The organism is Mesorhizobium sp. M0522 (assembly GCF_040321085.1).
Taxonomy (GTDB): domain Bacteria; phylum Pseudomonadota; class Alphaproteobacteria; order Rhizobiales; family Rhizobiaceae; genus Mesorhizobium.
Map to the genome: position 1 here is coordinate 53,923 of NZ_JAMYQW010000020.1, position 23,138 is coordinate 77,060.

The 23,138-nt window shown below is 61.5% G+C and carries 28 protein-coding genes; 19 read left to right on the plus strand and 9 right to left on the minus strand.

Annotated features, from left to right (window positions below; genetic code table 11):
• Positions 1–106: 106 nt before the first annotated feature.
• The 5 genes from NKI58_RS20795 to NKI58_RS20815 form a co-directional block, all read right to left on the minus strand.
• Positions 107–505 carry a hypothetical protein gene (locus NKI58_RS20795; RefSeq protein WP_352853722.1) on the minus strand — a complete coding sequence of 133 codons (399 nt, stop codon included), beginning with the start codon at positions 503–505 and terminating at the stop codon, positions 107–109.
• Positions 502–1,107 carry an ATP-dependent Clp protease proteolytic subunit gene (locus NKI58_RS20800; protein ID WP_352853724.1) on the minus strand — a complete coding sequence of 202 codons (606 nt, stop codon included), beginning with the start codon at positions 1,105–1,107 and terminating at the stop codon, positions 502–504. Before NKI58_RS20800 ends, NKI58_RS20795 begins: the two co-directional genes overlap by 4 nt.
• Positions 1,108–1,133: 26 nt before the next feature.
• A complete protein-coding gene (locus NKI58_RS20805; RefSeq protein ID WP_352785273.1) occupies positions 1,134–1,658 on the minus strand; it encodes an SRPBCC family protein in 525 nt (174 codons plus the stop codon).
• Positions 1,655–1,969 carry an ArsR/SmtB family transcription factor gene (locus tag NKI58_RS20810; protein WP_352448759.1) on the minus strand — a complete coding sequence of 105 codons (315 nt, stop codon included), beginning with the start codon at positions 1,967–1,969 and terminating at the stop codon, positions 1,655–1,657. The genes NKI58_RS20805 and NKI58_RS20810 overlap by 4 nt, the downstream gene beginning before the upstream one ends.
• A gap of 82 nt (positions 1,970–2,051) precedes the next feature.
• Positions 2,052–2,441, minus strand: coding sequence for a cupin domain-containing protein (locus NKI58_RS20815; RefSeq protein WP_352593507.1), 390 nt, complete (start codon positions 2,439–2,441; stop codon positions 2,052–2,054).
• 209 nt (positions 2,442–2,650) lie between these two features.
• Here NKI58_RS20815 and NKI58_RS20820 point away from each other — a divergent pair, with 209 nt between their 5' ends.
• Together NKI58_RS20820 and NKI58_RS20825 are read left to right on the plus strand one after the other, a co-directional pair.
• Positions 2,651–3,163 (plus strand): single-stranded DNA-binding protein, encoded by a 513-nt coding sequence (locus NKI58_RS20820; protein ID WP_352448761.1) that lies wholly within the window; start codon positions 2,651–2,653, stop codon positions 3,161–3,163.
• A gap of 123 nt (positions 3,164–3,286) precedes the next feature.
• Entirely contained in the window at positions 3,287–3,712 is a 426-nt protein-coding gene (locus tag NKI58_RS20825) for an OsmC family protein (protein WP_352455706.1), read from the plus strand.
• A gap of 8 nt (positions 3,713–3,720) precedes the next feature.
• On the opposite strand, the gene NKI58_RS20830 is transcribed toward NKI58_RS20825, so the two are convergent.
• Together NKI58_RS20830 and NKI58_RS20835 are read right to left on the minus strand one after the other, a co-directional pair.
• The gene (locus NKI58_RS20830; RefSeq protein WP_023674869.1) at positions 3,721–4,350 is read right to left on the minus strand and encodes a MarC family protein; all 630 of its coding nucleotides are present in this window, start codon (positions 4,348–4,350) and stop codon (positions 3,721–3,723) included.
• A gap of 74 nt (positions 4,351–4,424) precedes the next feature.
• Positions 4,425–4,955 (minus strand): hypothetical protein, encoded by a 531-nt coding sequence (locus NKI58_RS20835; protein WP_352593502.1) that lies wholly within the window; start codon positions 4,953–4,955, stop codon positions 4,425–4,427.
• An 83-nt stretch (positions 4,956–5,038) separates the two neighbouring features.
• Between NKI58_RS20835 and NKI58_RS20840 the strand changes: the two genes are divergently transcribed.
• Together NKI58_RS20840 and gyrA are read left to right on the plus strand one after the other, a co-directional pair.
• A complete protein-coding gene (locus NKI58_RS20840; RefSeq protein ID WP_352593499.1) occupies positions 5,039–5,866 on the plus strand; it encodes a helix-turn-helix transcriptional regulator in 828 nt (275 codons plus the stop codon).
• Between the two features lie 148 nt (positions 5,867–6,014).
• On the plus strand, positions 6,015–8,825 hold the full coding sequence (gene gyrA / locus NKI58_RS20845) for a DNA gyrase subunit A (protein ID WP_023674872.1): 2,811 nt from the start codon (positions 6,015–6,017) through the stop codon (positions 8,823–8,825).
• Positions 8,826–8,879: 54 nt separating this feature from the next.
• On the opposite strand, the gene NKI58_RS20850 is transcribed toward gyrA, so the two are convergent.
• Positions 8,880–9,032 carry a hypothetical protein gene (locus tag NKI58_RS20850; RefSeq protein WP_352455711.1) on the minus strand — a complete coding sequence of 51 codons (153 nt, stop codon included), beginning with the start codon at positions 9,030–9,032 and terminating at the stop codon, positions 8,880–8,882.
• Between the two features lie 195 nt (positions 9,033–9,227).
• Here NKI58_RS20850 and coaD point away from each other — a divergent pair, with 195 nt between their 5' ends.
• The 8 genes from coaD (at position 9,228) to NKI58_RS20890 (ending at position 15,428) form a co-directional block, all read left to right on the plus strand.
• Positions 9,228–9,728, plus strand: coding sequence for a pantetheine-phosphate adenylyltransferase (coaD, locus tag NKI58_RS20855; protein ID WP_023674874.1), 501 nt, complete (start codon positions 9,228–9,230; stop codon positions 9,726–9,728).
• A gap of 75 nt (positions 9,729–9,803) precedes the next feature.
• Positions 9,804–10,394 (plus strand): peptidylprolyl isomerase, encoded by a 591-nt coding sequence (locus tag NKI58_RS20860; RefSeq protein WP_352471695.1) that lies wholly within the window; start codon positions 9,804–9,806, stop codon positions 10,392–10,394.
• Positions 10,395–10,423: 29 nt separating this feature from the next.
• Positions 10,424–10,936, plus strand: coding sequence for a peptidylprolyl isomerase (locus NKI58_RS20865; RefSeq protein WP_352455712.1), 513 nt, complete (start codon positions 10,424–10,426; stop codon positions 10,934–10,936).
• A complete protein-coding gene (locus tag NKI58_RS20870) occupies positions 10,933–11,331 on the plus strand; it encodes a hypothetical protein (protein WP_352455713.1) in 399 nt (132 codons plus the stop codon). The genes NKI58_RS20865 and NKI58_RS20870 overlap by 4 nt, the downstream gene beginning before the upstream one ends.
• A gap of 12 nt (positions 11,332–11,343) precedes the next feature.
• A complete protein-coding gene (gene queA / locus NKI58_RS20875) occupies positions 11,344–12,429 on the plus strand; it encodes a tRNA preQ1(34) S-adenosylmethionine ribosyltransferase-isomerase QueA (protein ID WP_352785265.1) in 1,086 nt (361 codons plus the stop codon).
• Positions 12,419–12,688: a hypothetical protein gene (locus NKI58_RS20880; RefSeq protein WP_023674879.1), complete on the plus strand. Its 270-nt coding sequence runs from the start codon at positions 12,419–12,421 to the stop codon at positions 12,686–12,688. Before queA ends, NKI58_RS20880 begins: the two co-directional genes overlap by 11 nt.
• An 8-nt stretch (positions 12,689–12,696) precedes the next feature.
• Entirely contained in the window at positions 12,697–13,827 is a 1,131-nt protein-coding gene (gene tgt, locus NKI58_RS20885; RefSeq protein WP_352593488.1) for a tRNA guanosine(34) transglycosylase Tgt, read from the plus strand.
• Positions 13,828–14,048: 221 nt separating this feature from the next.
• Complete coding sequence (locus tag NKI58_RS20890; protein WP_352785261.1) at positions 14,049–15,428, plus strand: glycosyltransferase family protein; 1,380 nt, start codon at positions 14,049–14,051, stop codon at positions 15,426–15,428.
• A 28-nt stretch (positions 15,429–15,456) separates the two neighbouring features.
• On the opposite strand, the gene NKI58_RS20895 is transcribed toward NKI58_RS20890, so the two are convergent.
• Positions 15,457–15,876 (minus strand): DUF4864 domain-containing protein, encoded by a 420-nt coding sequence (locus NKI58_RS20895; RefSeq protein WP_352455762.1) that lies wholly within the window; start codon positions 15,874–15,876, stop codon positions 15,457–15,459.
• Positions 15,877–16,118: 242 nt separating this feature from the next.
• Between NKI58_RS20895 and NKI58_RS20900 the strand changes: the two genes are divergently transcribed.
• The 7 genes from NKI58_RS20900 to NKI58_RS20930 all read left to right on the plus strand — a co-directional run bounded on the left by NKI58_RS20900 (position 16,119) and on the right by NKI58_RS20930 (position 23,085).
• On the plus strand, positions 16,119–16,355 hold the full coding sequence (locus NKI58_RS20900) for an Lrp/AsnC ligand binding domain-containing protein (protein ID WP_023674883.1): 237 nt from the start codon (positions 16,119–16,121) through the stop codon (positions 16,353–16,355).
• Positions 16,356–16,527: 172 nt separating this feature from the next.
• Entirely contained in the window at positions 16,528–17,940 is a 1,413-nt protein-coding gene (locus NKI58_RS20905; RefSeq protein ID WP_352448777.1) for a circularly permuted type 2 ATP-grasp protein, read from the plus strand.
• A 214-nt stretch (positions 17,941–18,154) separates the two neighbouring features.
• Positions 18,155–19,096: an alpha-E domain-containing protein gene (locus tag NKI58_RS20910; RefSeq protein WP_352593481.1), complete on the plus strand. Its 942-nt coding sequence runs from the start codon at positions 18,155–18,157 to the stop codon at positions 19,094–19,096.
• A 61-nt stretch (positions 19,097–19,157) separates the two neighbouring features.
• Entirely contained in the window at positions 19,158–19,952 is a 795-nt protein-coding gene (locus tag NKI58_RS20915) for a transglutaminase family protein (RefSeq protein ID WP_352455718.1), read from the plus strand.
• Positions 19,953–19,983: 31 nt separating this feature from the next.
• Entirely contained in the window at positions 19,984–20,715 is a 732-nt protein-coding gene (locus NKI58_RS20920; RefSeq protein ID WP_254817354.1) for a proteasome-type protease, read from the plus strand.
• Positions 20,716–20,776: 61 nt separating this feature from the next.
• Positions 20,777–22,189 (plus strand): pyridoxal phosphate-dependent decarboxylase family protein, encoded by a 1,413-nt coding sequence (locus tag NKI58_RS20925; protein WP_352455719.1) that lies wholly within the window; start codon positions 20,777–20,779, stop codon positions 22,187–22,189.
• Positions 22,190–22,317: 128 nt separating this feature from the next.
• The gene (locus NKI58_RS20930) at positions 22,318–23,085 is read left to right on the plus strand and encodes a DeoR/GlpR family DNA-binding transcription regulator (protein ID WP_023674889.1); all 768 of its coding nucleotides are present in this window, start codon (positions 22,318–22,320) and stop codon (positions 23,083–23,085) included.
• Positions 23,086–23,138: the final 53 nt, after the last annotated feature.

Consider the following 23,138-nt stretch of genomic DNA (forward strand, 5'->3'; position numbering starts at 1 on the left):
ACTCCCGGCAATTTGGATTTCAGATCCAAGAAGCCCCGTCAGTTGCAAACGCAATGGCGGGGCTGTTCGTTTGAAGCGCAATATTTGTGGTTCACACCAGGCGAGCTTAGCGGCTGGAGGGCCTGATCCCGCCGGTAGCGACATCGATGGTGATGCTACCGGAAATCCGAACGTCGGTATCGCCAATCTTGAAGGTGCCGTTGCCGCTGCCTGGAGCCATATCGTCAGGCTCAGGCCGCGGCGCTGGCTCGGCGATGCGATAATCGCTGGTCACACCGGGCAGGGCGCCCTTTTGCGAAGACATCGAATTATCTTGGGCAAGTGCCATACCCACCAGCATGTTCGTGCCGGCTACGGTAGCGATAGCAAGGCATAACAGGCTGGACGAGCGGCTGGGGGTCATCGCCGGACTATAGTGCCGCGATAGCGGCAAGACCAGACCGATGTCGCTGAAATTGCGGGCGCTCAATCGCGTCAGTTCCGTCCGCCGGCCCGGCTCGTTCATGCGGCCTGCTTGCGAGTGTCGAAAACATGGTCGACGAGGCCCCAATCCTTGGCCTCCTGCGCGGTCATGAAAAAGTCGCGGTCGAGCGTGCGTTCCACTTCTTCGTAGGTGCGGCCGCAATGGCGGGCGTAAAGATCGGTCATGCGCCGCTTGGTGCGAAGGATGCCCTCGGCATGGCGCTGGATATCGGAGGCTTGGCCCTGGAAACCGCCGAGAGGCTGATGCAGCACGATGCTGGTGTTGGGTAGCGCGATCCGCCGCCCCGGTGTGCCGGCCATCAAAAGGAACGAGGCCATCGAGGCGGCGAAGCCCATACAAACCGTGGAGACCGGGCAGCTGATATACTGCATCGTATCGTAGATCGCGAAACCGCTGGTCACCACGCCACCCGGCGAGTTGATGTAGAGCGAGACCTCCTTGTCGGGATTGTCGGATTCCAACGACAGAAGCTGGGCGCAGACCAGCGCCGAGGTGCCGTCGTCGATCGCCCCGTTGATAAAGACGATGCGCTCGCACAGCAGCCGCGAAAAAATGTCGAAGGCGCGTTCGCCGCGGCTCGACTGCTCGATCACCATTGGCACCAGATTGGCAAGGCCGCTCATCGGTTCTCTCCGTTGACTGTTGTCGTTCAGGCCGCGCGCAGGAAGAGGCGCGGCGTGTTTGCGGCGATCTGCTTGTGTCTGGGAGTGCGCGCTTCAAACGAAAGCCGGCAACCGGCGCCTGCCATCGCGATCTCCGGCACTGCTGCCCGAGCAAAACCATCATGGACGATGCGCAGATGCGTGCCGCCGGAAACGGTGCGGTCGAGCGTAAAGGTGACGATGCTGTCCACAGGGCTGTCGTTCATTGGGCTGTCCACCGGGCTGCCGGGCGGCGCCTGCGTATCATCGGGCGCCGGCCGCTCCCGCCAGGAATAGCGCAGCAGCCGTCCGGGATCCGCGTCGAGGATTTCGCACTCGATCGGCGCATTCGGCGCTTTAAAGGCAAAGCGGTTGCCGATTTCGGGCTTGATGTCGTTCGGCATCATCCAGGCCGCGAGCAGGTCCGGCACCGTCAGCGCCCGCCACACCTTTTCCGGCGGCTCGGGCAGCTCGCACTCGAACTCGATCTTGTCTGCGGCCATTTCGGCGCGTTCTTTGCCTCGGCTGGTCATTGGTCCATGTCCTTCAAAACCGTCTTGAGCCTTTCGATGCGCTCTGGCCAGAACGCACGGTAGCGTTCGATCCAGCCGAGCAGTGGCGCGAGCCCCTTCGGATCGACGCGGTAATAGGCGTTGCGACCGGCCCGGCGCTCGACCACGAGGCCGGCGCCGCGCAGCACTGCGAGATGTTGCGATACCGCCGGCTGCGATACCGGTATGCCAGTGCGCAGTTCCGACACCGTCATCTCGCCGTCGGCGAGCCGCTCATAGACGGCGCGACGCGTTGGATCCGCTAGTGCCCGAAAAATGTCTGCTTCGATCATGCCGAAAGCATAAGTCAATGCTTATCGGTTTGGCAAGCCGTGTTTTTTAAGACAGGCGGTGTTTTTTAAGACAGGCGAGGTTTTACAAACTCGCTGGAAGCCAGCGTCTCACCATGTCGGGGGATCCGTTGAACGTCGCCTCGAAAACTGGTGACGCGAGCACAGCATGAATATGAAGCAATTCGGAGCCGACGTTTCGGAAGCCATGTTGCCTGTGCGCGGCAACAACAAGCGACTGTCCGGCAGTCAAGACGAGATGCTCTTCGTCGATCCACATCTCGGCTCTGCCAGCGATGACGGTAAGCACTTCCTCGACGGGGTGCCAATGTGTCGGGGCGCCAACCGCGGGTTCGACCCATTGTTCGAATATGCAAAGTTGAGTTGCGCCGTTGCAGGCCGAGACATGCATGCGGGTCTTTACTCCCGTCCGCCATTCTTCTTGCGGCTGATCGTCATGCTCGACCATCTTCATTGAGTTCGCCTCGATCTCAGGGTTCGTGGAAATTCGACGCCAAGACACTACTTGTTACTGACATCTATTGACAGCGCAGGGCCTGTACTATAGAACGAAAAGAGAACAAAAACGTTGTGGGAAAAGGCAGCGACGGCAGGCAGGGATTATCCATAGCCTGTAAGGTGCGGCGACAAAAATTTGGTTTCGGATGAGCGCGGAGAAGTGTCATGGCGGGTAGCGTCAACAAGGTCATTCTGGTGGGCAACCTCGGGGCGGACCCTGAAATCCGCCGTCTGAATTCGGGTGACCCGGTTGTCAACATCCGCATCGCGACGTCGGAAAGCTGGCGCGACAAGACATCCGGAGAGCGCAAGGAAAAGACCGAGTGGCACAATGTCGTGATCTTCAACGACCAGATTGCCAAGGTGGCCGAGCAGTATCTGAAGAAGGGCATGAAGGTCTATGTCGAGGGCCAGCTGCAGACGCGCAAATGGCAGGACCAGACCGGCAATGACCGCTATACGACCGAAATCGTGTTGCAGAAATTCCGCGGCGAGCTGCAGATGCTCGATGCGCGGGGCGAGGGCGGCGGCCAGGTCGGCAACTATGCCGGTGGTGGTGCGAGCCGCGGTTCCGATTTCGGCCAGTCCGGCCCGGGCGAAAGTTTCAATCGCGGTGGCGCCAACAAGGGCGGCGGCGGTGGTTCGTCGCGCGAGCTGGACGACGAAATCCCGTTCTGATTTTTCGGGGCGGACTGCCCTTGCGGCGAAAAGCGCCGGCACCTTGGCCACGAAATGGCGTCCCGAAAATCTGTCTTGGATTTTCGGGACGTTGTGCGTTTGAGCGGTGAAAGGACGTATCAGGTGAAGGCAAGGGTCAAATGGGTCGAGGAGCGCACTTTCGTTGGCGAGTCCGCCAGTGGGCACAAGCTGGTGCTAGGCACTGCGTTCGGGCCGGAGGGCAAGACGCCGGGGCCGAGCCCAATGGAACTGGTGCTGATCGGCACTGGCGGCTGCTCGGCCTATGACGTGGTCCATATCCTCGAAAAGGGGCGCGAGGCGGTCGAAGATTGCGTGGTCGAACTCGATGCCGACCGTGCAGAAGCCGATCCCAGGGTGTTCACCCGCATTCACATGCATTTTGTCGTCAAGGGCCGGGCGCTATCACATGACAAGGTGAAGCGGGCGATCGGGCTTTCGATCGAGAAATACTGCTCGGCCTCGGCAATGATGGCCAAGACTGCCGAGATTACCCACGACTTCGAAGTCATTGAAACGACAGCGAAGTAGGGCTGTTCCTACGTCGCCATCAGCGCCTTGATGCCGTCGGCGACGAACTGTACGGCGAGCGCCGCCAGGATGACGCCGAGCAGCCTTGTCAGGATCGAACGGCCGGTTTGGCCGAGGATACGGTCGATGCGCTCTGACAGCACGAACACCAGGTAGGTGATGACGAGGCAGATGGCGATGATGCCGACAAGGGCTGTCTGCGCGCCCAAACCCTGAAACGAGCTTGAGAGCAGGACGGTCGCCGAAATCGCGCCGGGACCGGCAATAAGCGGGATCGCCAGCGGAAAGGCGGCGATGTTGTGGATCATGTCCCTGGTGATGGCGACGTCGCCGATCTTCTCCTTGCGGTCCTGCCGGCGCTCGAACACCATTTCGAAGGCGATGAAGAACAGCAGAAAGCCGCCGGCGACGCGGAAGGCCGGCAGAGTGATGCCGAAGACTGACAGGATCGACGCGCCGGCGATTGCGAACAACGCCATTACCAGGAAGGCGATGACCGAGGCGCGCACGGAGACCTGGTTGCGCTCCTCGCGGTTCATGCCGCGGGTCACGGCGAGGAAGAGCGGCGCCAGGCCGGGCGGATCGATCGTCACCAGTATGGTGACGAAGGCGTTGAACAGGCTGTCGAAGCTCGGCATGCTGGCCCTCCCCGCCGGCAAAGCCGGATAACGGGATTGGTAAAGCAAAGCGGAGCCAGTGGAAACCGTGCGGATCAGGGGCTGACGGCCCGGCGCGCCAGAAACTCGACTTCGAGACGCCAGGTGGCGCCGTCGTCCTGTGAGCGTTCGCCCAGCCAGCGGAACGAATTTTCGGTGATGCGCGAAAAGCTCCAGCGCACAGCAGATCCGGTGCCGTCTGCGCCTTGCTGGATGATGGTGTCGCCCTCGGCACGGCCGAGCTGGCGGCTGTAGTACTGATTGCGCGGATCGCTCCAGAAGATGTGCCAGGCGTCAACGCCGGGATCGTAGACGCGCAACGTTGTGCCATAGAAGGTCCATTTGCCGAGCGAGGGCGAGGGGCCGGCGTCACGGGCAGGCAGGATCCATACGTCCTGGATCGCGCGGCCTTCGAGCGCCCAGCCGAAATGCACTTCGCCGCGCCCGGTCAGCACCTGACCGTCCTCGAGATGGCGCGTGGCGTCGAACGTCCAGGCGCCGACGAAGCGGCCATAAAGATCCAGTTTCTCGGCAAGGGCCGGTACGGGCCCTTCGCTATGCAGGGCCTTGGCAAAGGAATTGGACATGGCTTCGCTCTCATCTTGTCAGGAGGGCAAGCATAGAGGCCGACAGGGGTTCTGTGCTTGGGAAAAGTTGCTATGTTTCGGCGATGACGACGAGCGCGCACAGGCTGGCGTCGGGCCGAGGCTGGCAGGTGTCGGATGTCATCTGCACCGCCAGCGCCGCCGACAGGCCATTCGAGGAGGAGCATCGGGATTTCTGCGTTGCCGCCGTAACCAACGGCACCTTCCGCTATCGTGCGCGCGAGGGCACGGCGATGCTGGCGCCGGGCGCGCTCCTGCTCGGCAATCCCGGCACATGCTATGAATGCGGTCACGAGCATGGCGCCGGCGACCGCTGCCTCTCCTTCCATTTCGGACCGGCCTATATGGAGCGGATCGTCGCCGACGTGCCGGGCACGAAGACGCTCGATTTCGGCACGCCGCGCCTGCCGCCCTTGCCGGCGCTGGTGCCGCTGCTTGCCGAAGCGGAGGCGGCGCGCGAGATGGCCGACACCGGCGCGTTCGAGGAACTCGCCCTGCGCATTGCCGGTGCCGCGGTGACAGCGGCTTGTAGCGCCACGGATCGGGGACGGACGCCGAGCCGCCGTGACCAGAAGCGTGTTGCCGAAGCGGTGCGGCGCATCGAAGTCGATGCCGACCGGCCGATCTCGCTTGCCGAACTCGCCGACGAGACCGCCACCAGCCCTTACCATTTCCTGCGCACCTTCCGGCACGTCGCCGGTATGACGCCCTACCAATTCCTGCTGAGAGCGCGGCTGCACAGGGCAGCCGTGCGGCTCCGGACGTCGGATCAGACGATTTCGGCGATTGCCTTTTCGGCGGGATTCAACGATCTATCAACCTTCAATCGTCGTTTCCGGCGGCTGATGGGCGAGGCGCCGGGTACTTATCGCGCCCGCCGGCGACGCCCGTGAAAGGGTGCCACGGCCATATCGTCGCAATTGGTTTATCCTTTTGAATTTGCCGCTAAAAACCACACTGGAAAACTGCCGCGATTGTTGGAGTTTCAGGCTGGCTTCCTATATAAGCACCAAGTGATTCCTGATTAGATTGTGATCCGATTTGACCGACCAAAAGACACCGCGCGGCGCCGACGGCGGCCCCACCGGCATCGAGCCGATATCCATCATCGAGGAGATGCAGCGCTCCTATCTCGATTACGCCATGAGCGTGATCGTCAGCCGCGCGCTGCCGGACGTGCGCGATGGCCTCAAGCCGGTGCATCGCCGCATCCTCTACGCCGCCTATGAGAGCGGCTATCACTGGAACCGCAAATATGTGAAATCGGCACGCCCGGTCGCCGACGTGATGGGTAAATACCATCCGCATGGCGACGCCTCGATCTACGACGCTTTGGTGCGCATGGCGCAGGATTGGTCGCTGCGCGTGCCGCTGATCGACGGGCAGGGCAATTTCGGCTCGATCGACGGCGATCCGCCGGCGGCGATGCGCTACACGGAATCGCGGCTGACCAAGGTCGCGCATGAGTTGCTGGAAGACATCGACAAGGACACAGTCGATTTCCAGGACACTTACGATGCGTCCGGCAGCGAACCGAAAGTCCTGCCGGCGCGCTTCCCGAACCTGTTGGTCAACGGCTCCGGCGGTATCGCCGTCGGCATGGCCACCAACATCCCGCCGCACAATCTGGGCGAGGTCTGCAACGGCGCCATTGCCCTCATCGATAATCCGGCGATCGACCTTCCGGCGCTGATGGAGATCATTCCGGGACCGGATTTCCCGACCGGCGGCATCGTGCTTGGCCGTTCCGGTATCTACAGCGCCTATTCGACCGGCCGCGGCTCCATCGTCATGCGCGGCCGCGTCAACGTCGAGGCGCGCGGCAACGATCGGGAATCGATCGTCATCACCGAGGTTCCCTATCAGGTGAACAAGGCGTCGATGATCGAGAAGATGGCCGAGCTGGTGCGCGACAAGCGCATCGAGGGCATTTCCGACATTCGCGACGAGAGCGACCGGCAGGGCTACCGCGTCGTCATCGAACTGAAGCGCGACGCGGTCGCCGATGTCATTCTCAACCAGCTTTACCGCTTCACCCCGCTGCAGACATCCTTCGGCGCCAACATGGTGGCACTGAACGGCGGCAAGCCGGAATTGCTGACTCTGACCGACATGCTGAAGGCGTTCGTCGCCTTCCGTGAGGAGGTGATCAGCCGGCGCACAAAATTCCTGCTGCGCAAGGCGCGCGACCGCGCCCATGTGCTGGTCGGCCTTGCCATCGCTGTTGCCAACATCGATGAAGTCATCAAGCTGATCCGCAGCGCTCCGGACCCGCAGACGGCGCGCGAGCAGTTGATGGAGCGGCGCTGGCCTTCGGGCGACGTGGAATCGCTGATTCTTCTGATCGACGACCCGCGCCATCGCATCAACGAGGACGGTACCTACAATCTCTCCGAGGAGCAGGCGCGCGCCATCCTCGAACTGCGCCTGCAGCGCCTGACCGCGCTCGGCCGCGACGAGATCGCCGACGAGCTGAACACGATCGGCGACGAGATCAAGGACTACCTCGACATCCTCTCGTCCCGCGCCCGCGTCCAGCAGATCGTCAAGGACGAGCTCATCGCCGTGCGCGACGAGTTCGGCACGCCGCGCCGCACCGAGCTCGCCGAGGGCGGGGCGGACATGGAAGACGAGGACCTGATCCAGCGCGAGGACATGGTCGTCACGGTCAGCCATTCCGGCTACATCAAGCGCGTGCCGCTGTCGCTCTACCGGGCGCAGCGCCGCGGCGGCAAGGGCCGCTCCGGCATGTCGACCAAGGAAGAGGATTTCGTCACCCGGCTGTTCGTCGCCAACACGCACACGCCGGTGCTGTTCTTCTCCTCGCGCGGCATCGTCTACAAGGAAAAGGTCTGGCGCCTGCCGATCGGCAACCCGCAATCGCGCGGCAAGGCGCTGATCAATATGCTGCCGCTCGAACAGGGCGAGCGCATCACCACGATCATGCCGCTGCCGGAGGATGAGACGAGTTGGGGCGAGCTCGACGTCATGTTTGCCACCACGCGCGGCACCGTACGTCGCAACAAGCTGTCGGACTTCGTCCAGGTCAACCGCAACGGCAAGATCGCCATGAAGCTGGACGAGGAAGGCGACGAGATCCTCGGCGTCGAGACCTGCACCGACAATGACGACGTGCTTTTGACGGCAAGTTCCGGCCAGTGCATCCGCTTTCCGGTCAGCGACGTACGCGTCTTCCAGAGCCGCAATTCGGTCGGCGTGCGCGGCATTGCGATGGCCGATGGCGACCGGGTGATCTCGATGGCGGTGATCGAGCATGTCGATGCGCCGCCGGCGGAACGTGCCGCCTACCTCAAGCGGGTGGTGGCCGAACGCCGGCTCGCTGCTGACATTGCGGCCGGCGAGGAGGAAGAAATCCAGCTCACCAATGAAGAGGTCGGCGAAGAGGCGGAGCTTTCCGACGACCGCTATGAGTTCCTCAAGGCGCACGAGCAGTTCGTGTTGACGGTGACGGAATATGGCTACGGCAAGCGTTCATCGTCCTACGATTTCCGCCTGACTGGCCGTGGCGGCAAGGGTATTCGCGCCACCGACGTCTCGAAAACGGCCGAAATCGGCCGCCTGGTGGCGACCTTCCCGGTCGGCAACGACGATCAGATCATGCTGGTTTCGGATGGCGGCACCGTCATTCGCGTCCCGGTCAACGGCATTCGTTTCGCCAGCCGCGCCACCAAGGGCGTTACTATCTTCAATACCGCAGAGGGCGAGAAGGTCGTTTCGGTGGAGCGGATTTCAGAACCGCAAGCCGACGAGGAGATCGAAGAGAGTGTCGATGCTGAAGGTGGCGCTTCCACCGATGCCGAAGGTGGGGAGCCTGATACTACCGTCGAGTGAGTTTGCCACGACGGCGCCAGCCCTATGGGCCGGCGTGTGAAGACACCCCGCAATCTAGAAGTGGCGATAAGGCTTGCGGTTGCCGAAGCCTTCGAACCGCTTGGTATTGGCCTTGGCGCGGACGCGCTGTGCTTCCTGATGCAACCCGAATACGGTAGCGATCAGCATGGCGACGGTCATTGCGGTGGCGAGGATGTAGATCAGCATGTGCATGTTCTCCTGCGCCTAACAACGATTAGATGGGTGTTTGGTTTCATCTTCTGCAGCGGCAACTTAGTGAACACTGCGTGAAGCTGTTGTGAGCGGCACATTCATCTGTCGTTCACGTCGGCCAAAAGGTTCACGGGGCGGGCTGGCGATCGGATTTGCCTTTAGGGGAGAGGCTCGCTAGAAGCACCTGCCATGACCGAACGCATCGCCCTTTATGCCGGCTCTTTCGACCCGCTGACCAACGGCCATCTCGACGTGCTGAAGGCGTCGCTGGCCGTGGCGGATACAATCTATGCGGCGATCGGCATCCATCCCGGCAAGAAGCCGTTGTTTTCCTTCGAGGAACGGGTTGGCCTGATCGAAACGGCCGCGAAGGCGGAATTCGGCAGCGACGGTGCGCGTATCAAAGTAGTCGCCTTCGACGGGTTGGTGATCGATGCGGCCAGGAAGCATGGCGCCTCGATCATCATCCGCGGCCTGCGCGACGGCACCGATCTTGACTATGAGATGCAGATGGCCGGCATGAACGAGACCATGGCGCCGGAGCTGCAGACCGTGTTCCTGCCCGCCAGCCCTTCAGTGCGCACCATTACCGCCACACTTGTGCGCCAGATAGCTTCGATGGGAGGCGACATCCGCCCCTTCGTGCCGGCGGCCGTGGCCGGCGCGCTCACCGCCAAATTCGCGAAATAAATGCATGTCACCCAAAAGTGGAACCCGGCTTTGGGTAACGACATGCATGAACGAAGATATTCGGAGAAAGATCCCATGCAGCTGAAAAAGCTTGCCTTCTTGCTTGCCGTGCTTGCCGGTCTTGTGACCGCATCCGTGTCGGCCTTTGCCGCCGATCCGGAAAACACCATGATCGTAACGCTGAAGGACGGCGACGTGACCATCGCGCTGAGGCCCGACCTTGCGCCGAAGCACGTCGCGCAGATCAAAAAGCTGGTGCGCCAGGGCGCCTACGACAACGTCGCCTTTCACCGCGTCATCGACGGCTTCATGGCGCAGACCGGCGACGTCAAGTTCGGCAACATGAAGAGCGGCTTCAATGCCGACGCTGTCGGCACCGGCGGCTCCGATCTTCCTGACCTGCCGGCCGAATTCTCCAGCACCGAGCACTACCAGCGCGGCGTGGTCGGCATGGCCCGCTCCGACGATCCGAATTCCGCCAATTCGCAATTCTTCATCATGTTCGCGCCGGCACCGCCGCTCGATGGCCAGTACACCATCGTTGGCAATGTCGTCAGCGGCATGGAGCTGGTGGACCACATCAAGAAAGGCGACGAGGCGCAGAACGGGACGGTGACCGACCCCGATCGCATGATCAAGGTGCGCATCGCCGCGGACGGCAAGTAACCCCAATTGTTCAAAAGGATATTTCTGACATGGCCGAAATCAAGGACCGCGAGAACGCGCTTATCATGGACACGACCAAGGGCAAGGTCGTCATCGAATTGTTTCCAGATCTGGCGCCCGGCCATGTCGGCCGTATCAAGGAACTGGCACGCGAAGGCGCCTATGACGGCGTGGTCTTCCACCGCGTCATCGACGGCTTCATGGCGCAGACCGGCGACGTGAAGTTCGGCAATTCCAACAAGCCGTCTTTCGCGCCATCGCGCGCCGGCACTGGCGGTTCCGACAAACCCGATCTGAAGGCCGAGTTCTCCAACGCCAACCACGGCCGCGGCACCTGCTCGATGGCGCGCTCGCAGAACCCGAACTCGGCCAATTCGCAGTTCTTCATCTGCTTCGACGATGCCGCCTTCCTCAACCGCCAGTACACGGTATGGGGCCAGGTCGTCGAAGGCATGGACAACGTCGACAAGATCAAGCGCGGCGAACCGGTGCAGGATCCTGACAAGATCGTGTCGCTCAAGGTCGCGGCCGACGTGAAATGACCGGCCGGGCTGTCGCGGCCATCGCATTTGTGCTCGTCGCGGCGGCCACTCCGGCGCTGGCAACGGAATCGATCGTCTGCAGCGCCGACGGCGGCGCGGCATCGATTGACGTTTTGATGGGACACACGGCCGTCATTGCGGTCGCGCGTGTGTGGCTGGATGCCGGCGGCAAGACATGGACCACGGACGGACAGCCAGGCTCAACGAAAGTCATCGTTGGACAGGCATTCGAAGACGACGAGCGTATGCTTATCGACCTCACCGACGAAGGCATCAGCTCGATCGTCGCCAGATTGCGGCTGGTCAAGGCCAGCGAGCAGTCCAGTTTCGCGATGGGCGGCACATTGAGCATAGACGGTGTCGGCGCCTGGGCGGTGACCTGCCCGGAACCTTGAGGCGGGGATTTCTTGCGCGTCGATCTTTTCGACTTCGATCTGCCGGAAGAGCGCGTCGCGCTTCGCCCAGCCGAACCGCGCGACAGCGCCAGAATGCTGGTGGTCAGGCCGGGTGAGGGGCTCGAGGACCGGACGGTGCGCGACCTGCCGGCCCTGCTCAAGTCCGGTGATGTGCTGGTCTTCAACGACACCAAGGTCATTCCGGCGCAGCTGAAAGGCATCAGGCGGCGCGGCGAAGCAGCAGCGCAGGTCGAAGCCACGCTGCATATGCGGATGGCGCCCGACCGGTGGCTCGCCTTCATGCGTCCGGGCAAGCGCATCGCCGCCGGCGATCGCATCCATTTCGGTCATGACGCCAATTCCTGTTTTCTCGGCCAGCTCGACGCGACAGTTGTCGAGAAGGGAGAAGGTGGCGAGGTGCTGCTCGGCTTCGACCTGTCAGGTCCGTTCCTCGACGAGGCGCTGCATGCCGTCGGCCACATCCCGCTGCCGCCCTACATCGCTTCCAAGCGTGACGACGACGAACGCGACCGCAGCGATTACCAGACCATTTATGCCAAGGAGGAGGGCGCCGTGGCCGCGCCGACGGCAGGGCTGCATTTCACGCCGGAGCTGTTTGCGACGCTCGACGCCAAGGGCATAGAGCGCCGTTTCGTCACGCTGCATGTCGGCGCCGGCACGTTCCTGCCGGTGAAGGCGGACGACACCGCCGACCACAAGATGCACGCCGAAGCCGGTTCGGTCAGCCCGGAAACCGCCGAGGCGCTGAATGCGGCGAAAGCAAAAGGAGGGCGCATTATCGCCGTCGGTACGACATCGCTGCGCTTGTTGGAGAGCGCGGCTGGCGAGGACGGCAGGCTGGCAGCATGGTCAGGCCCAACCGACATCTTCATCACGCCCGGCTATCGCTTCAAGACCGCAGACATGCTGATGACCAATTTCCATCTGCCGCGTTCGACTCTGTTCATGCTGGTTTCGGCCTTCTGCGGTTTGCAGACGATGCGCGCGGCCTATGCGCATGCGATCGAGAACCGCTACAGGTTTTATTCCTATGGAGACGCAAGTCTTCTGTTCAGGGAGGATACCGATGGACGATGACCTGGAAACCTTCGGCCGCGAAGCCTTGATTGCCGAGGTCAGGAAACTGCGCGCCGGAATCCGCCAACACCGCGACGCCACCGGCCATGATCTGTGCTGGCATCATCCCGACCTCTGGTCACTTTTGCCCGAAAAGACCGAGCCGGCGATTGCCGTGCCGCCGTGGCCGAAATTCATGCGCGGCTGCATCCGCTACCGGCAATCACTCGACAAGCAGGCCCCGGACGCGCCGGTATTCGACAAGGAGTTCGATGGTTAGGGAATTCAATGACTGACGCATTCACCTTCAAGGTGCTGGCGACCGACGGCAGGGCGCGGCGTGGTGCAATCACCATGCCGCGCGGGGAAATCCGCACGCCTGCCTTCATGCCAGTCGGTACCGGCGGCACGGTGAAGGCCATGTATATGGATCAGGTGCGCGGCGTCGGCTCGGACATTATCCTCGGCAACACCTACCACCTGATGCTAAGACCCGGCGCCGAGCGCGTGGCGCGGCTCGGCGGCCTGCATGAATTCGCCCGCTGGCCGCATCCAATCCTGACCGACAGCGGCGGCTTCCAGGTGATGTCGCTGTCGAAGCTGCGGAAACTGACCGAGAACGGCGTGACCTTCCGTTCGCATATCGACGGCGGCGCCTACGAGATGTCGCCGGAGCGTTCGATAGAGATCCAGGGGCTGCTCGATTCCGACATCCAGATGCAGCTCGACGAATGCACGGCGCTGCCGGCCAAGCAGAACGAGATCGAGCGCGCCACGGAGTTGTCGTTGCGCTGGGCCGAGCGTTGCAAGACGGCATTCGGCGAGCAGCCCGGCAAGGCGATGTTCGGCATTGTGCAAGGCGGCGACGTGCCGGATCTGCGGCTGCGCTCGGCGCAGGCGCTGAAGGCAATGGAGCTGAAGGGCTATGCGATCGGCGGGCTGGCTGTCGGCGAGCCGCAAGCGGTGATGCTGGAGATGCTCGACATCACTTGCCCGGAGCTGCCGGCTGACCGGCCGCGCTACCTGATGGGCGTCGGCACCCCGGACGACATCTTGAAGTCGGTTGCGCGCGGCATCGACATGTTCGACTGCGTGATGCCGACGCGGGCAGGGCGCCACGGCCTTGCATACACACGGCGCGGCAAGGTCAATCTGCGCAACGCCCGCCATGCCGACGATCCGCGTCCGCTCGATGAGGAAAGCGACTGCCCGGCCGCACGCGACTATTCGCGGGCCTATCTGCACCATCTGGTGCGCTCGCAAGAGGCGCTTGGGGCGATGCTCCTGACCTGGAACAATCTGTCCTATTACCAGCAGCTGATGCGCGACATTCGTGAAGCGATCGAGGCTGGCAGGTTCGCCGAACAAGCCGAGATCATCACGCAGCAATGGGCAAACGGTGACCTCGCCGTCCGGTAGGCATGCTCGCCAGGAATCCGGCTCCAGGGAAGAGTTGCCCCTGCCATGAACTGTTTTGAAACGACTGCCTAATAAGCATTGCCGGACGACATCGGGCGAGGATCAAGAACCTGTTCGTTTCGGGGCAAGTTTCAGTTCCTGGCACGACGGTGCGGACGAACGGCATCGCCGAGCTTTCGCCTTCGACCCCCATCGCGGTTCAGCGATGGACGGCTGGGTCGTTGCTTGCGATTCTGGCGATCGCAGTGACCGGCCTGGTCTTGCGCTTGCTTGGCGCGCGCGGCGACCTTTGGCTGGACGAGATCTGGAGCTTTGCGCTGATCGAGCCGCTGACCTCGATCGACCAGATATTCTGGCGCGTCAATCACGACAACAATCATTTCCTCAACTCGGTCTATCTCTATCTCATTGGCCCCGATGCTTCGCCGCTGATCCAGCGAGGTCTGTCGATAGCATTAGGTGTTGCCACGATCGGTGCGGCGGCAGTGAGCGCCGCATCGCGCGGACGACAGGCGATGATTGCCACAAGCCTGTTGTTTGCCGTGAGCTACCCAATGATCCATTACGGCTCGGAGGCGCGCGGCTATGCCGGCCTTGTGCTGTTCACGCTGCTGTCGGTCGTTTTTCTGGAGCGCCGGCTCGACAGTAGACGGTGGTCTGGCGTGGCCTTGGCAGCGGCGATCTTTTTCGGCTTCCTGTGCCACCTCACCATGATCGGAATGGTGGCGGTCCTCGCAATATGGACCGCCTGGCTCGCCTGGCAGCGTACGGCGAAGGTCGGCCGTGTCGTTGCGGACCTGGCGTCGATCTTCCTGCCGGGCTTGCTTGCCGTGCTGCCGCTGGCTGTCGGCGTGTTTGTCGGCGGCAGGCTGTTCGGCTTCAGTGTCGGTGGTGTTTCGCCGTTCTCGATTGCCGCCTTCGCGCAGGGCTATGGCGGGATGATCCGCTCTCTGTTCGGGCTGCCACCCTGGTTCGGCGACGGGCCCTACATCGTTGCCGCCTGCTGTCTTGTCGGCCTCTCCGCCGGTGTCTGGCGCGGTCGTCGAGCCAGCCTTTATGCGATCGGGATTATCGGACTGCCTTTGCTCATGGCGGCGGCGCATCTGCCCAACCTTGAGTTCCCGCGCTATTTCATCATCAGCGGAACATTGCTGCTGCTCTGGGCCGGCGAGATGATTGGCCGCGGCCTGGATGCTCGCGGGACTGCCAGGCTGCTTGCGATGGGAGCGCTGGTGATCGTGGTGAGTGGCAGCATTTCGTCGCTGCTTCAGTTCTATCAATATGGACGCGGCTCCTACGCCGCTATCGTCGATGAAATGACCAGGAACGGCGCAACCACCTATGCCAGCGACGGTAATTTCCGCACCCCCATTGTCGTCAACTATTTTGCGGCGCGAATGGATCGTCGGGCATTGCTGGTTCCAGACGACGGGATGTGCATCGAACGGCCCGCCTGGCTGGTCCTCGAGGGGGACATGGACAAACAAGCCGAACATGTCGAACCGACGGCCGCATGCGCTCTGGCGTATGAACGGGCCGATGCGTCGAGGCATTGGGGGTTTTCAGGCCTGAGCTGGACGCTCTACCGGCGACAGGATTGAAACAGCTCTGCCCCTCCTCAAGCGCCCTTCAGGTGCTGAGCGACGTGGACGCACGCAGGCTGCAGCCGGTGATCCGAAAGCTGCCGTCAGGCTGTAGTTCGAGCGTGTAGACCGCCTCGTAGTCCTTGCCATCCGGGCCGACGATCAGCACTTGCTGGATGATCGACGTCGGGCTCGTCTCGCGAACCTTGCCGAAGGAGTAGGTCTGCGGTTGGCGCACCGGCGGATAGCCTTTTGTCACCATGTTCATGAAGGTATCGACGGTCGGAAAGATGCGTTTCACATTCGGTGCGGCAAAGCTGTAGGCCGTCATTCCGTCATTGGCGATGAAGGCCCTCAACTGCCCATCGATGACCGTCTGCGCCGCTTTGACTTCGGCGTCGCCAGCAAAGGCCTGGGATGCGAAAATGAATGGAACGACTGCGAATGCGAAAAACGCGCGGCGCATGGCCTGTCTCCGTTGTCCCTGAGAAATCGCTGCCTGAAGGTACATGATACCATACGCTTTGCAGTGCTTCAGGGTTTCAGCCGAGCGCAAACATTCGGCGTGGCAGTCCGTGTCCGAGCCGAGAAAGCATTGTCGAGGCGAGAACAGCCTGAGCGATTGCCGATGCTTGAAAGGCGAACGGCAGTCTGCCACAAGGGCCGCTCGATTATACCTAGAGCGTGCGATGTGAGCAGGACCAGGCAATGAAGGCATTTTTCGTGCAGATAAAGTGCGATCTGGGCAAGGCCTACGACGTTGCCAGCGCCCTGGCCGATGCCGAGATTGCTTCGGAAATCTACTCGACAGCCGGAAACTACGACCTGCTCGCCAAATTCTATGTCGACGACGAGGAAGACATCGGCCACTTCGTCAACGAGAAAGTGCAGATTCTCCCGGGCATCAAGGACACGTTCACGGTCGTCACCTTTCGCGCGTTTTGATCCGCATCCGGCATCTGCCCGGACACCAGGCAAAGCCTGATCAAGGCCCTATTGGTGCTGCCTTAATTTTAGGCAAGTGCGATATACTGATCGCCGGCGCCCAACAAATCACCGATTGCGCTTGATTTTCTCCAGCGAGGCCAGTGAAATGGCGCCACAGGGGAGTATGCGATTGGCAGCGTTCGATGAAATGCTTCCGGAAGTTTCCGGGCTGAGAAAACCGTATTCGGCTTACGATCGCTGGCTGAAGGAACAGGACCCGGCCAGACTTACCGAGAAGATGCAGGACGCCGAACGCGTCTTTCGCAAGACAGGCATCACTTTCGCCGTCTACGGCGAGCAGGAAGCATCGGAGCGGCTGATACCCTTCGATATCGTTCCGCGCATCATTTCGGGCAATGAATGGCGACGGCTGACGCAAGGCATCGAGCAGCGCGTCCAGGCGCTGAACGCCTTTCTCGACGACATCTACCACCGCCAGGAGATCTTGCGCGCCGGCCGGGTGCCGAAGGAGTTGATCGCCAAGAACGAGGCGTTCCTGCCCGAGATGATCGGGGTGCGGCCGCCGGCCGGCGTCTATACCCACATCATCGGCGTCGACATCGTACGCATCAGCGAGAACGAGTTCTACGTGCTGGAGGACAACGCGCGCACGCCGTCCGGCGTCTCCTACATGCTGGAGAATCGCGAGACGATGATGCAGCTCTTCCCCGAGCTGTTCCAGCAGATCAAGGTGCGGCCGGTTGAGAATTACCCGCAGCTGTTGCGCCAGTCGCTGGCGGCAGTGCGGCCGCAAAGCACCAAGGGCGCGCCGACCATTGCCGTGCTGACGCCGGGCAGCTTCAACTCAGCCTATTTCGAACATGCTTTCCTTGCCGACCAGATGGGCGTGCAGCTTGTCGAGGGGCAGGATCTGCGCGTCGTCGATGGCCATGTCGCGATGCGCACCACCGAGGGCTACAAGCAGATCGACGTGCTTTACCGTCGTGTCGACGACTCGTTCCTCGATCCGCTGACCTTCCGCCCCGACTCGGCACTTGGCGTACCGGGCATTATGGACGTCTACCGCGCCGGCAACATCACGATCGCCAATGCGCCGGGAACCGGCATCGCCGACGACAAGGCGATCTATTCGTACATGCCCGAGATCGTCGAATTCTACACCGGCCGCAAGGCGATGCTCGGCAACATCCCGACCTGGCGCTGCTCGGAGCCGGACAGCCTGAAATACGTGCTCGAGCACATCGATGAATTGGTTATCAAGGAGGTCCACGGGTCCGGCGGTTACGGCATGCTGGTCGGTCCGGCGGCGACCAAGAAGGAATGCGAGGATTTTTCCAAAAAGCTCGCGGCGAAACCGTCGAACTACATTGCTCAGCCGACGCTGGCGCTGTCGACCTGTCCGATCCTGACGGACAAGGGGCTGGCGCCGCGCCATGTCGATCTGCGCCCCTATGTGCTGGTTTCCGACCGTATCCAGATCGTGCCCGGCGGGCTGACCCGAGTAGCGCTCAAGGAAGGCTCGCTGGTCGTCAATTCCTCGCAAGGCGGGGGCACGAAGGATACGTGGGTGTTGGATGATTAGAGTGGAAGTAGCGAGTAGGGAATAGCGAATAGTGAATAGTGAATAGTGAATAGTGAATAGTGAATAGTGAATAGTGAATAGTGAATAGATAAGGATATGGGGTCGTTGATGTTGGTGAAATGCCCTGAAGTGAAGCGCGCGGAATCGTGCCCTGGAATCTGGATAGTCACCATTCACCATTCACCTTTCACTATTCACCACAGGACCGCCTGACATGCTTCTCGGCCGCACCGCCAACGGGCTCTACTGGATGAACCGCTACATCGAGCGGGCGGAAAACATGGCGCGATTGGTGGATGCCGGCCTGCGCATGGCGCTGACTCGTACCCAGAACGCTTCGGAGGAGTGGAATTCGGTGCTGCTCAGCGCCGGTTCAGACGCCAGCTTCACGCAGAAATATTCCGACTACACCGCCGCCAATGTCGCCGACTATCTGCTGCGCGACACATCGAACCCGTCGAGCACGATGTCGTCTATCGAAACGGCCCGTAACAATGCCCGCATGGTGCGCACGGCACTGACGCGTGAAACCTGGGAAAGCATCAACGAAGCCTGGATGTCGCTGAAGCGGATGCTGGCCAAGCCGATCGACGAGCGCGACCTGCCCAACGCACTCGACGCAATCAAGCGCGAGACGGCGCTGATCCGCGGCTCGTTCTACGGCACGATGCTGCGCAACGAGATTTTCGATTTCTCGCAGCTCGGCACTTATGTCGAACGCGCCGACAACACCGCGCGTATCCTGGATGTGAAATACTACGTGCTGTTGCCGTCGATCTCCTGGGTCGGCTCGACGCTCGACAACTACCAGTGGGAATCGATCCTGCGCTCGGTGTCGGCGCACCGTTCCTATCGCTGGGTCTATGATGCCGACTACAAGCCGAGCAACATCGCCGATTATCTGATCCTCAACGTCCGCATGCCGCGCTCGCTGACCTTTTGCTACCGCTTCCTGACGGAGCATCTCAAATTCCTGGGTGACGACTATGGGGAGCGCCACGCCTGTCATGCAACGGCTTCCAAGACTCAGGCCATGCTGACGGCCGGGTCGATCAAGGATATTTTCGACGCCGGCCTGCACGAATTCCTGGCCAATTTCATCCGCGACAACACCAGGCTCGGCGACGAGATCGCGCAGGATTACAGGTTCTATTGAGCATGATCCAAAAAAGCGGAGATCGGTTTTCGGAAAAGCTCATGCTCCAGGGACGAGAGCGATGCGGCTGAAGATCACCCACCGAACCGAATACCGCTACGATGCGCCGGTGCACTATCTGTTGCAGCGTTTGCGGCTGCTCCCGGTGAACGGGCGCACCCAGACGGTACTGTCCTGGGCGCTGAAGATCGAAGGCGCACGCGAGGAAGTGCGCTTCACCGACCATTTCGGCAATGATACCCGGCTGTTGAGCGTCGAGGGCGAGCGCGACTTCATCACCGTCGAAGCAGCCGGCGAAGTGGTGACGCGCGACACCGCTGGCGTCTGCGGACCGCACCAGGGTTTCGCGCCGCTCTGGCTGTTCGGCCAGGAAACGCCGCTGACGACGATCGGCAGCGGCATTCGCGAGCTTGCTGCCTCCGTCGGCAAGGGTACCGACATCGAAAGGCTGCACCGGTTGATGGCGGTGATCGGCGAGCGCGTCGCTTATACGCCGGACACCACCAACGTGACGACGCCGGCCGAAGAGGCCCTGGCGCTCAAGACCGGCGTTTGCCAGGACCACAGCCACATCTTCGTTGCCGCGGCGCGTGCCATGGATTTTCCGGCCCGCTATATCAGCGGCTACCTGATGATGGATGCGGCCATCGAGCAGGCGGCAAGCCACGCTTGGGCCGAGGCGCATGTCTCGGGCCTCGGCTGGGTCGCCTTCGATGTCGCCAACGGCATTTCTCCGGACGAGCGTTATGTGAAGGTGGCGACCGGCCGCGATTATCGCGACGCCACGCCGGTATCTGGAATTCGGCTGGGACAGGCGGAAGAACAGCTTGCGGTCACCGTCACCGTGGAGCAGTAATCCCCGGCAAGATTGTTGCCAAAGAGATTCGATGACCTATTGCGTCGGCCTGAAGATCGATCGCGGGCTCGTGTTCATGTCGGACACGCGCACCAACGCCGGCATGGATTCGATCTCGACCTTCAGGAAGATGCATGTCTGGGAAGAGCCGGGCGAGCGCGTCATCGTTTTGATGTCGGCCGGCAATCTGGCGACGACGCAGGCCGTGGTCAGCCTGCTCGACGAACGCACCAAGGCAGTGGCGGAGCGCCGTGCCACGCTGCTCGAAACGCCCTCCATGTACCAGACAGTCCGGTTGGTCGGAGACACCGTCAAGGAGGTCATCGCCAGTTCGTCGCCGGCTGGCGAAAAGGCGGATTCCTACTTCAACGCCTCCTTCATCCTCGGCGGTCAGATCAAGGGCAGCGCGCCGCGCCTGTTCATGATCTATCCGGAAGGCAATTTCATCGAATCGACCGACGACACGCCGTTCTTCCAGATCGGTGAGACCAAATACGGCAAGCCGATCATTATCCGCGCTTATGAAAGGACGATGAGTTTCGCCGAGACGGTGAAATTGCTGCTAGTGTCGTTCGACTCGACGCTGAAGTCGAACCTGTCGGTCGGCCTGCCGCTCGACCTGCTGTTCTATGAAAAGGACACTTTCAAGGTCGGCCTCAAAAAGCGAATAACCCAGGACGATCAATATTATCGTACGATCTCGGATAGCTGGTCGAACGCGCTGAAGACCGCCTTTGCCAGTCTGCCTGATTTTCCCGAATGAAAACCTTCGTTTTTCGTGCTCTTTGATCGCGGCTCGATGAGGCGCCACGGAGGCGAAGAAGATGAATAGCAACGAATTCCGCGAGTGGTCGCTGCGAGCGGCTGAATGGGGCGTCGACTACAGAAACAGCCTTCGCGAGAGACCGGTGCGGCCGCTTGTCGAGCCGGGCGAAATCTTCAAAAGCGTCGATGCCGCGCCGCCGGAAGACGGTGAAACGATGCAGGCAATCTTCGCCGATTTCGAACAAAAGATCCTGCCTGGCATGACGCACTGGCAGCATCCGCGTTTCTTCGCATATTTCCCGGCCAATGCGGCACCGGTCTCAGTCGTGGCCGAGTATCTGGTTTCCGCGATGGCCGCGCAATGCATGCTCTGGCAGACCTCGCCGGCGGCAACCGAGCTCGAGACGCGGGTCGTCGACTGGATGCGGCAGGCGCTTGGTTTGCCGGAGGGATTTTCCGGCGTCATGCAGGATTCGGCTTCATCGGCGACGCTTGCCGCCGTGCTGACCATGCGCGAGCGCGCGCTCGACTGGCAAGGCAACAAGAACGGCTTGCAAGGGCAGCCGGTCGTGCGGATCTATTCTTCCGACCAGGTCCATACTTCCATCGACCGGGCGATCTGGGTGTCGGGGATCGGCGAGGCGAACCTCGTGCGCATTCCGGTCGCCGGACGCTTCCGCGCCATGCAGACGGCGGCTCTGGAAGCCGCGATCGTTACCGACCGCGAAAACGGCATGCTGCCGGCGGGCATCATCGCCAGCGTCGGCGGCACAAGTACCGGCGGCACCGACAATGTGGCGGCTGTTGCCGAGGTGGCGAAGCGGCACGGGCTCTACCTGCATGTCGATGCCGCATGGGCCGGCTCCGCCATGATCTGCCCCGAGTTCCGGCATTTCTGGACCGGCGCCGAAAATGCCGATTCCATCGTCTTCAACCCGCATAAATGGTTGGGGGCACAGTTCGATTGCTCGATGCAGTTCATCCGCCAGCCGGAAGACCTGGTCCGCACGCTGGCGATCAAGCCCGAATTCCTCAAGACGCATGGCCGCGACGGGGTCATCAACTACTCCGAATGGTCGGTGCCGCTCGGCCGAAGATTCCGCGCGCTGAAACTTTGGTTCCTGCTGCGTGCGCATGGCTTGGAAAATCTGCGGACCATGATCCGCAACCATGTCGCCTGGAGCGAGAGCCTCGCCGCGCGGCTGGCTCGGGAACCGGATTTCGAGATCGTCACGGAACCGATGCTGTCGCTATTCTCATTCCGCCATCTCGCGGCTGCGGCCATCGACTCTGACGAGCGCAATTTGCGGTTGGTCAGCGCGATCAACGATGACGGCCGCATTTACCTGACGCAGACCCGGGTGGACGGGCAGGTGGCGATCCGCTTTCAGGTCGGGCAGTTCGAAACGACTGCGGCGGACGTCGATACTGCTTTCGAGGTCATCACTGAGATCGCGCGAGGGCTGAGTTGATACCCTCGTCGAGATTGCGCCGGAGCTTTTCTCTCTGCAGTCGCCCGATTTTCATTAGCCGGCCCATACCTGTTCATGGCTTTCGTTTTCAGCTATAGACGAGAAAAACGAAAATGAGAGGTTGCTAGATGTATCTGTCGCCGCGTCATTCCGAAATCATCCAGATGGCCAAGGACCATGGCCGCGTACTGGTCGAGGAACTGGCGACGCATTTCAACGTGACGCCGCAGACGATCCGCAAGGATCTCAACGATCTCTGCGACCAGCGGCTCTTGTCCCGCATCCATGGCGGGGCATTGTTCCCCTCCGGCATCGAGAACATGGAATATGAGGCTCGGCGCAAGATCGCCGCCGAGGAGAAGGAGGCGATCGGCCGCGCAGCAGCCCGGCTGATCCCCGACAACGCGTCTCTGTTCATCAATATCGGGACAACGACGGAAGCTGTCAGCAAGTCGCTGCTCGATCACAGCGGCCTGATGGTCATCACCAATAACATCAATGTTGCCAACAGGATGCGCATATATCCTTCGATCGAGGTGGTGATCGCTGGCGGTGTCGTGCGCGGTTCCGACGGCGGTGTGGTCGGCGAGGCCGCGGTCGATTTCATCAGGCAGTTCAAGGTCGATTTTGCGGTGATCGGCGCCTCGGCCATCGACCATGACGGCGCACTGCTCGACTTCGATTTTCGCGAGGTGAAGGTGGCTCAGGCGATCATCGCCAACGCCCGACATGTGATCCTGGTGTCGGACCAGACCAAATTCGAGCGCACCGCGCCCGTCCGCATCGGCCATCTGTCGCAGGTCAACACCTTTATCACCGATCGTTGCGACATCCCGTCGGTGCGTAAGATCTGCCAGGAGGCAGAAGTTCAGCTGATCGAAACGTCGCTATCCTAGAGATGCCGTTGCGGCATCTTCCGCCTATCATATTTCGTTTGACATTCGTTATC

Coding starts and splice junctions, on each gene's coding strand:
- NKI58_RS20840 (WP_352593499.1), top strand. CDS start 5,039: ATGACGACGAGCGCGCACAGGCTGGCGTCGGGCCGAGGCTGGCAGGTG.
- NKI58_RS20795 (WP_352853722.1), bottom strand. CDS start 505: ATGAACGAGCCGGGCCGGCGGACGGAACTGACGCGATTGAGCGCCCGC.
- NKI58_RS20915 (WP_352455718.1), top strand. CDS start 19,158: ATGCGGCTGAAGATCACCCACCGAACCGAATACCGCTACGATGCGCCG.
- NKI58_RS20900 (WP_023674883.1), top strand. CDS start 16,119: ATGAAGGCATTTTTCGTGCAGATAAAGTGCGATCTGGGCAAGGCCTAC.
- NKI58_RS20895 (WP_352455762.1), bottom strand. CDS start 15,876: ATGCGCCGCGCGTTTTTCGCATTCGCAGTCGTTCCATTCATTTTCGCA.
- NKI58_RS20805 (WP_352785273.1), bottom strand. CDS start 1,658: ATGACCAGCCGAGGCAAAGAACGCGCCGAAATGGCCGCAGACAAGATC.
- NKI58_RS20860 (WP_352471695.1), top strand. CDS start 9,804: ATGCAGCTGAAAAAGCTTGCCTTCTTGCTTGCCGTGCTTGCCGGTCTT.
- NKI58_RS20920 (WP_254817354.1), top strand. CDS start 19,984: ATGACCTATTGCGTCGGCCTGAAGATCGATCGCGGGCTCGTGTTCATG.
- NKI58_RS20810 (WP_352448759.1), bottom strand. CDS start 1,969: ATGATCGAAGCAGACATTTTTCGGGCACTAGCGGATCCAACGCGTCGC.
- NKI58_RS20820 (WP_352448761.1), top strand. CDS start 2,651: ATGGCGGGTAGCGTCAACAAGGTCATTCTGGTGGGCAACCTCGGGGCG.
- NKI58_RS20925 (WP_352455719.1), top strand. CDS start 20,777: ATGAATAGCAACGAATTCCGCGAGTGGTCGCTGCGAGCGGCTGAATGG.
- NKI58_RS20880 (WP_023674879.1), top strand. CDS start 12,419: ATGGACGATGACCTGGAAACCTTCGGCCGCGAAGCCTTGATTGCCGAG.
- NKI58_RS20870 (WP_352455713.1), top strand. CDS start 10,933: ATGACCGGCCGGGCTGTCGCGGCCATCGCATTTGTGCTCGTCGCGGCG.
- NKI58_RS20910 (WP_352593481.1), top strand. CDS start 18,155: ATGCTTCTCGGCCGCACCGCCAACGGGCTCTACTGGATGAACCGCTAC.
- tgt (WP_352593488.1), top strand. CDS start 12,697: ATGACTGACGCATTCACCTTCAAGGTGCTGGCGACCGACGGCAGGGCG.
- NKI58_RS20815 (WP_352593507.1), bottom strand. CDS start 2,441: ATGAAGATGGTCGAGCATGACGATCAGCCGCAAGAAGAATGGCGGACG.
- NKI58_RS20835 (WP_352593502.1), bottom strand. CDS start 4,955: ATGTCCAATTCCTTTGCCAAGGCCCTGCATAGCGAAGGGCCCGTACCG.
- NKI58_RS20930 (WP_023674889.1), top strand. CDS start 22,318: ATGTATCTGTCGCCGCGTCATTCCGAAATCATCCAGATGGCCAAGGAC.
- NKI58_RS20850 (WP_352455711.1), bottom strand. CDS start 9,032: ATGCTGATCTACATCCTCGCCACCGCAATGACCGTCGCCATGCTGATC.
- coaD (WP_023674874.1), top strand. CDS start 9,228: ATGACCGAACGCATCGCCCTTTATGCCGGCTCTTTCGACCCGCTGACC.
- NKI58_RS20800 (WP_352853724.1), bottom strand. CDS start 1,107: ATGAGCGGCCTTGCCAATCTGGTGCCAATGGTGATCGAGCAGTCGAGC.
- NKI58_RS20865 (WP_352455712.1), top strand. CDS start 10,424: ATGGCCGAAATCAAGGACCGCGAGAACGCGCTTATCATGGACACGACC.
- NKI58_RS20830 (WP_023674869.1), bottom strand. CDS start 4,350: ATGCCGAGCTTCGACAGCCTGTTCAACGCCTTCGTCACCATACTGGTG.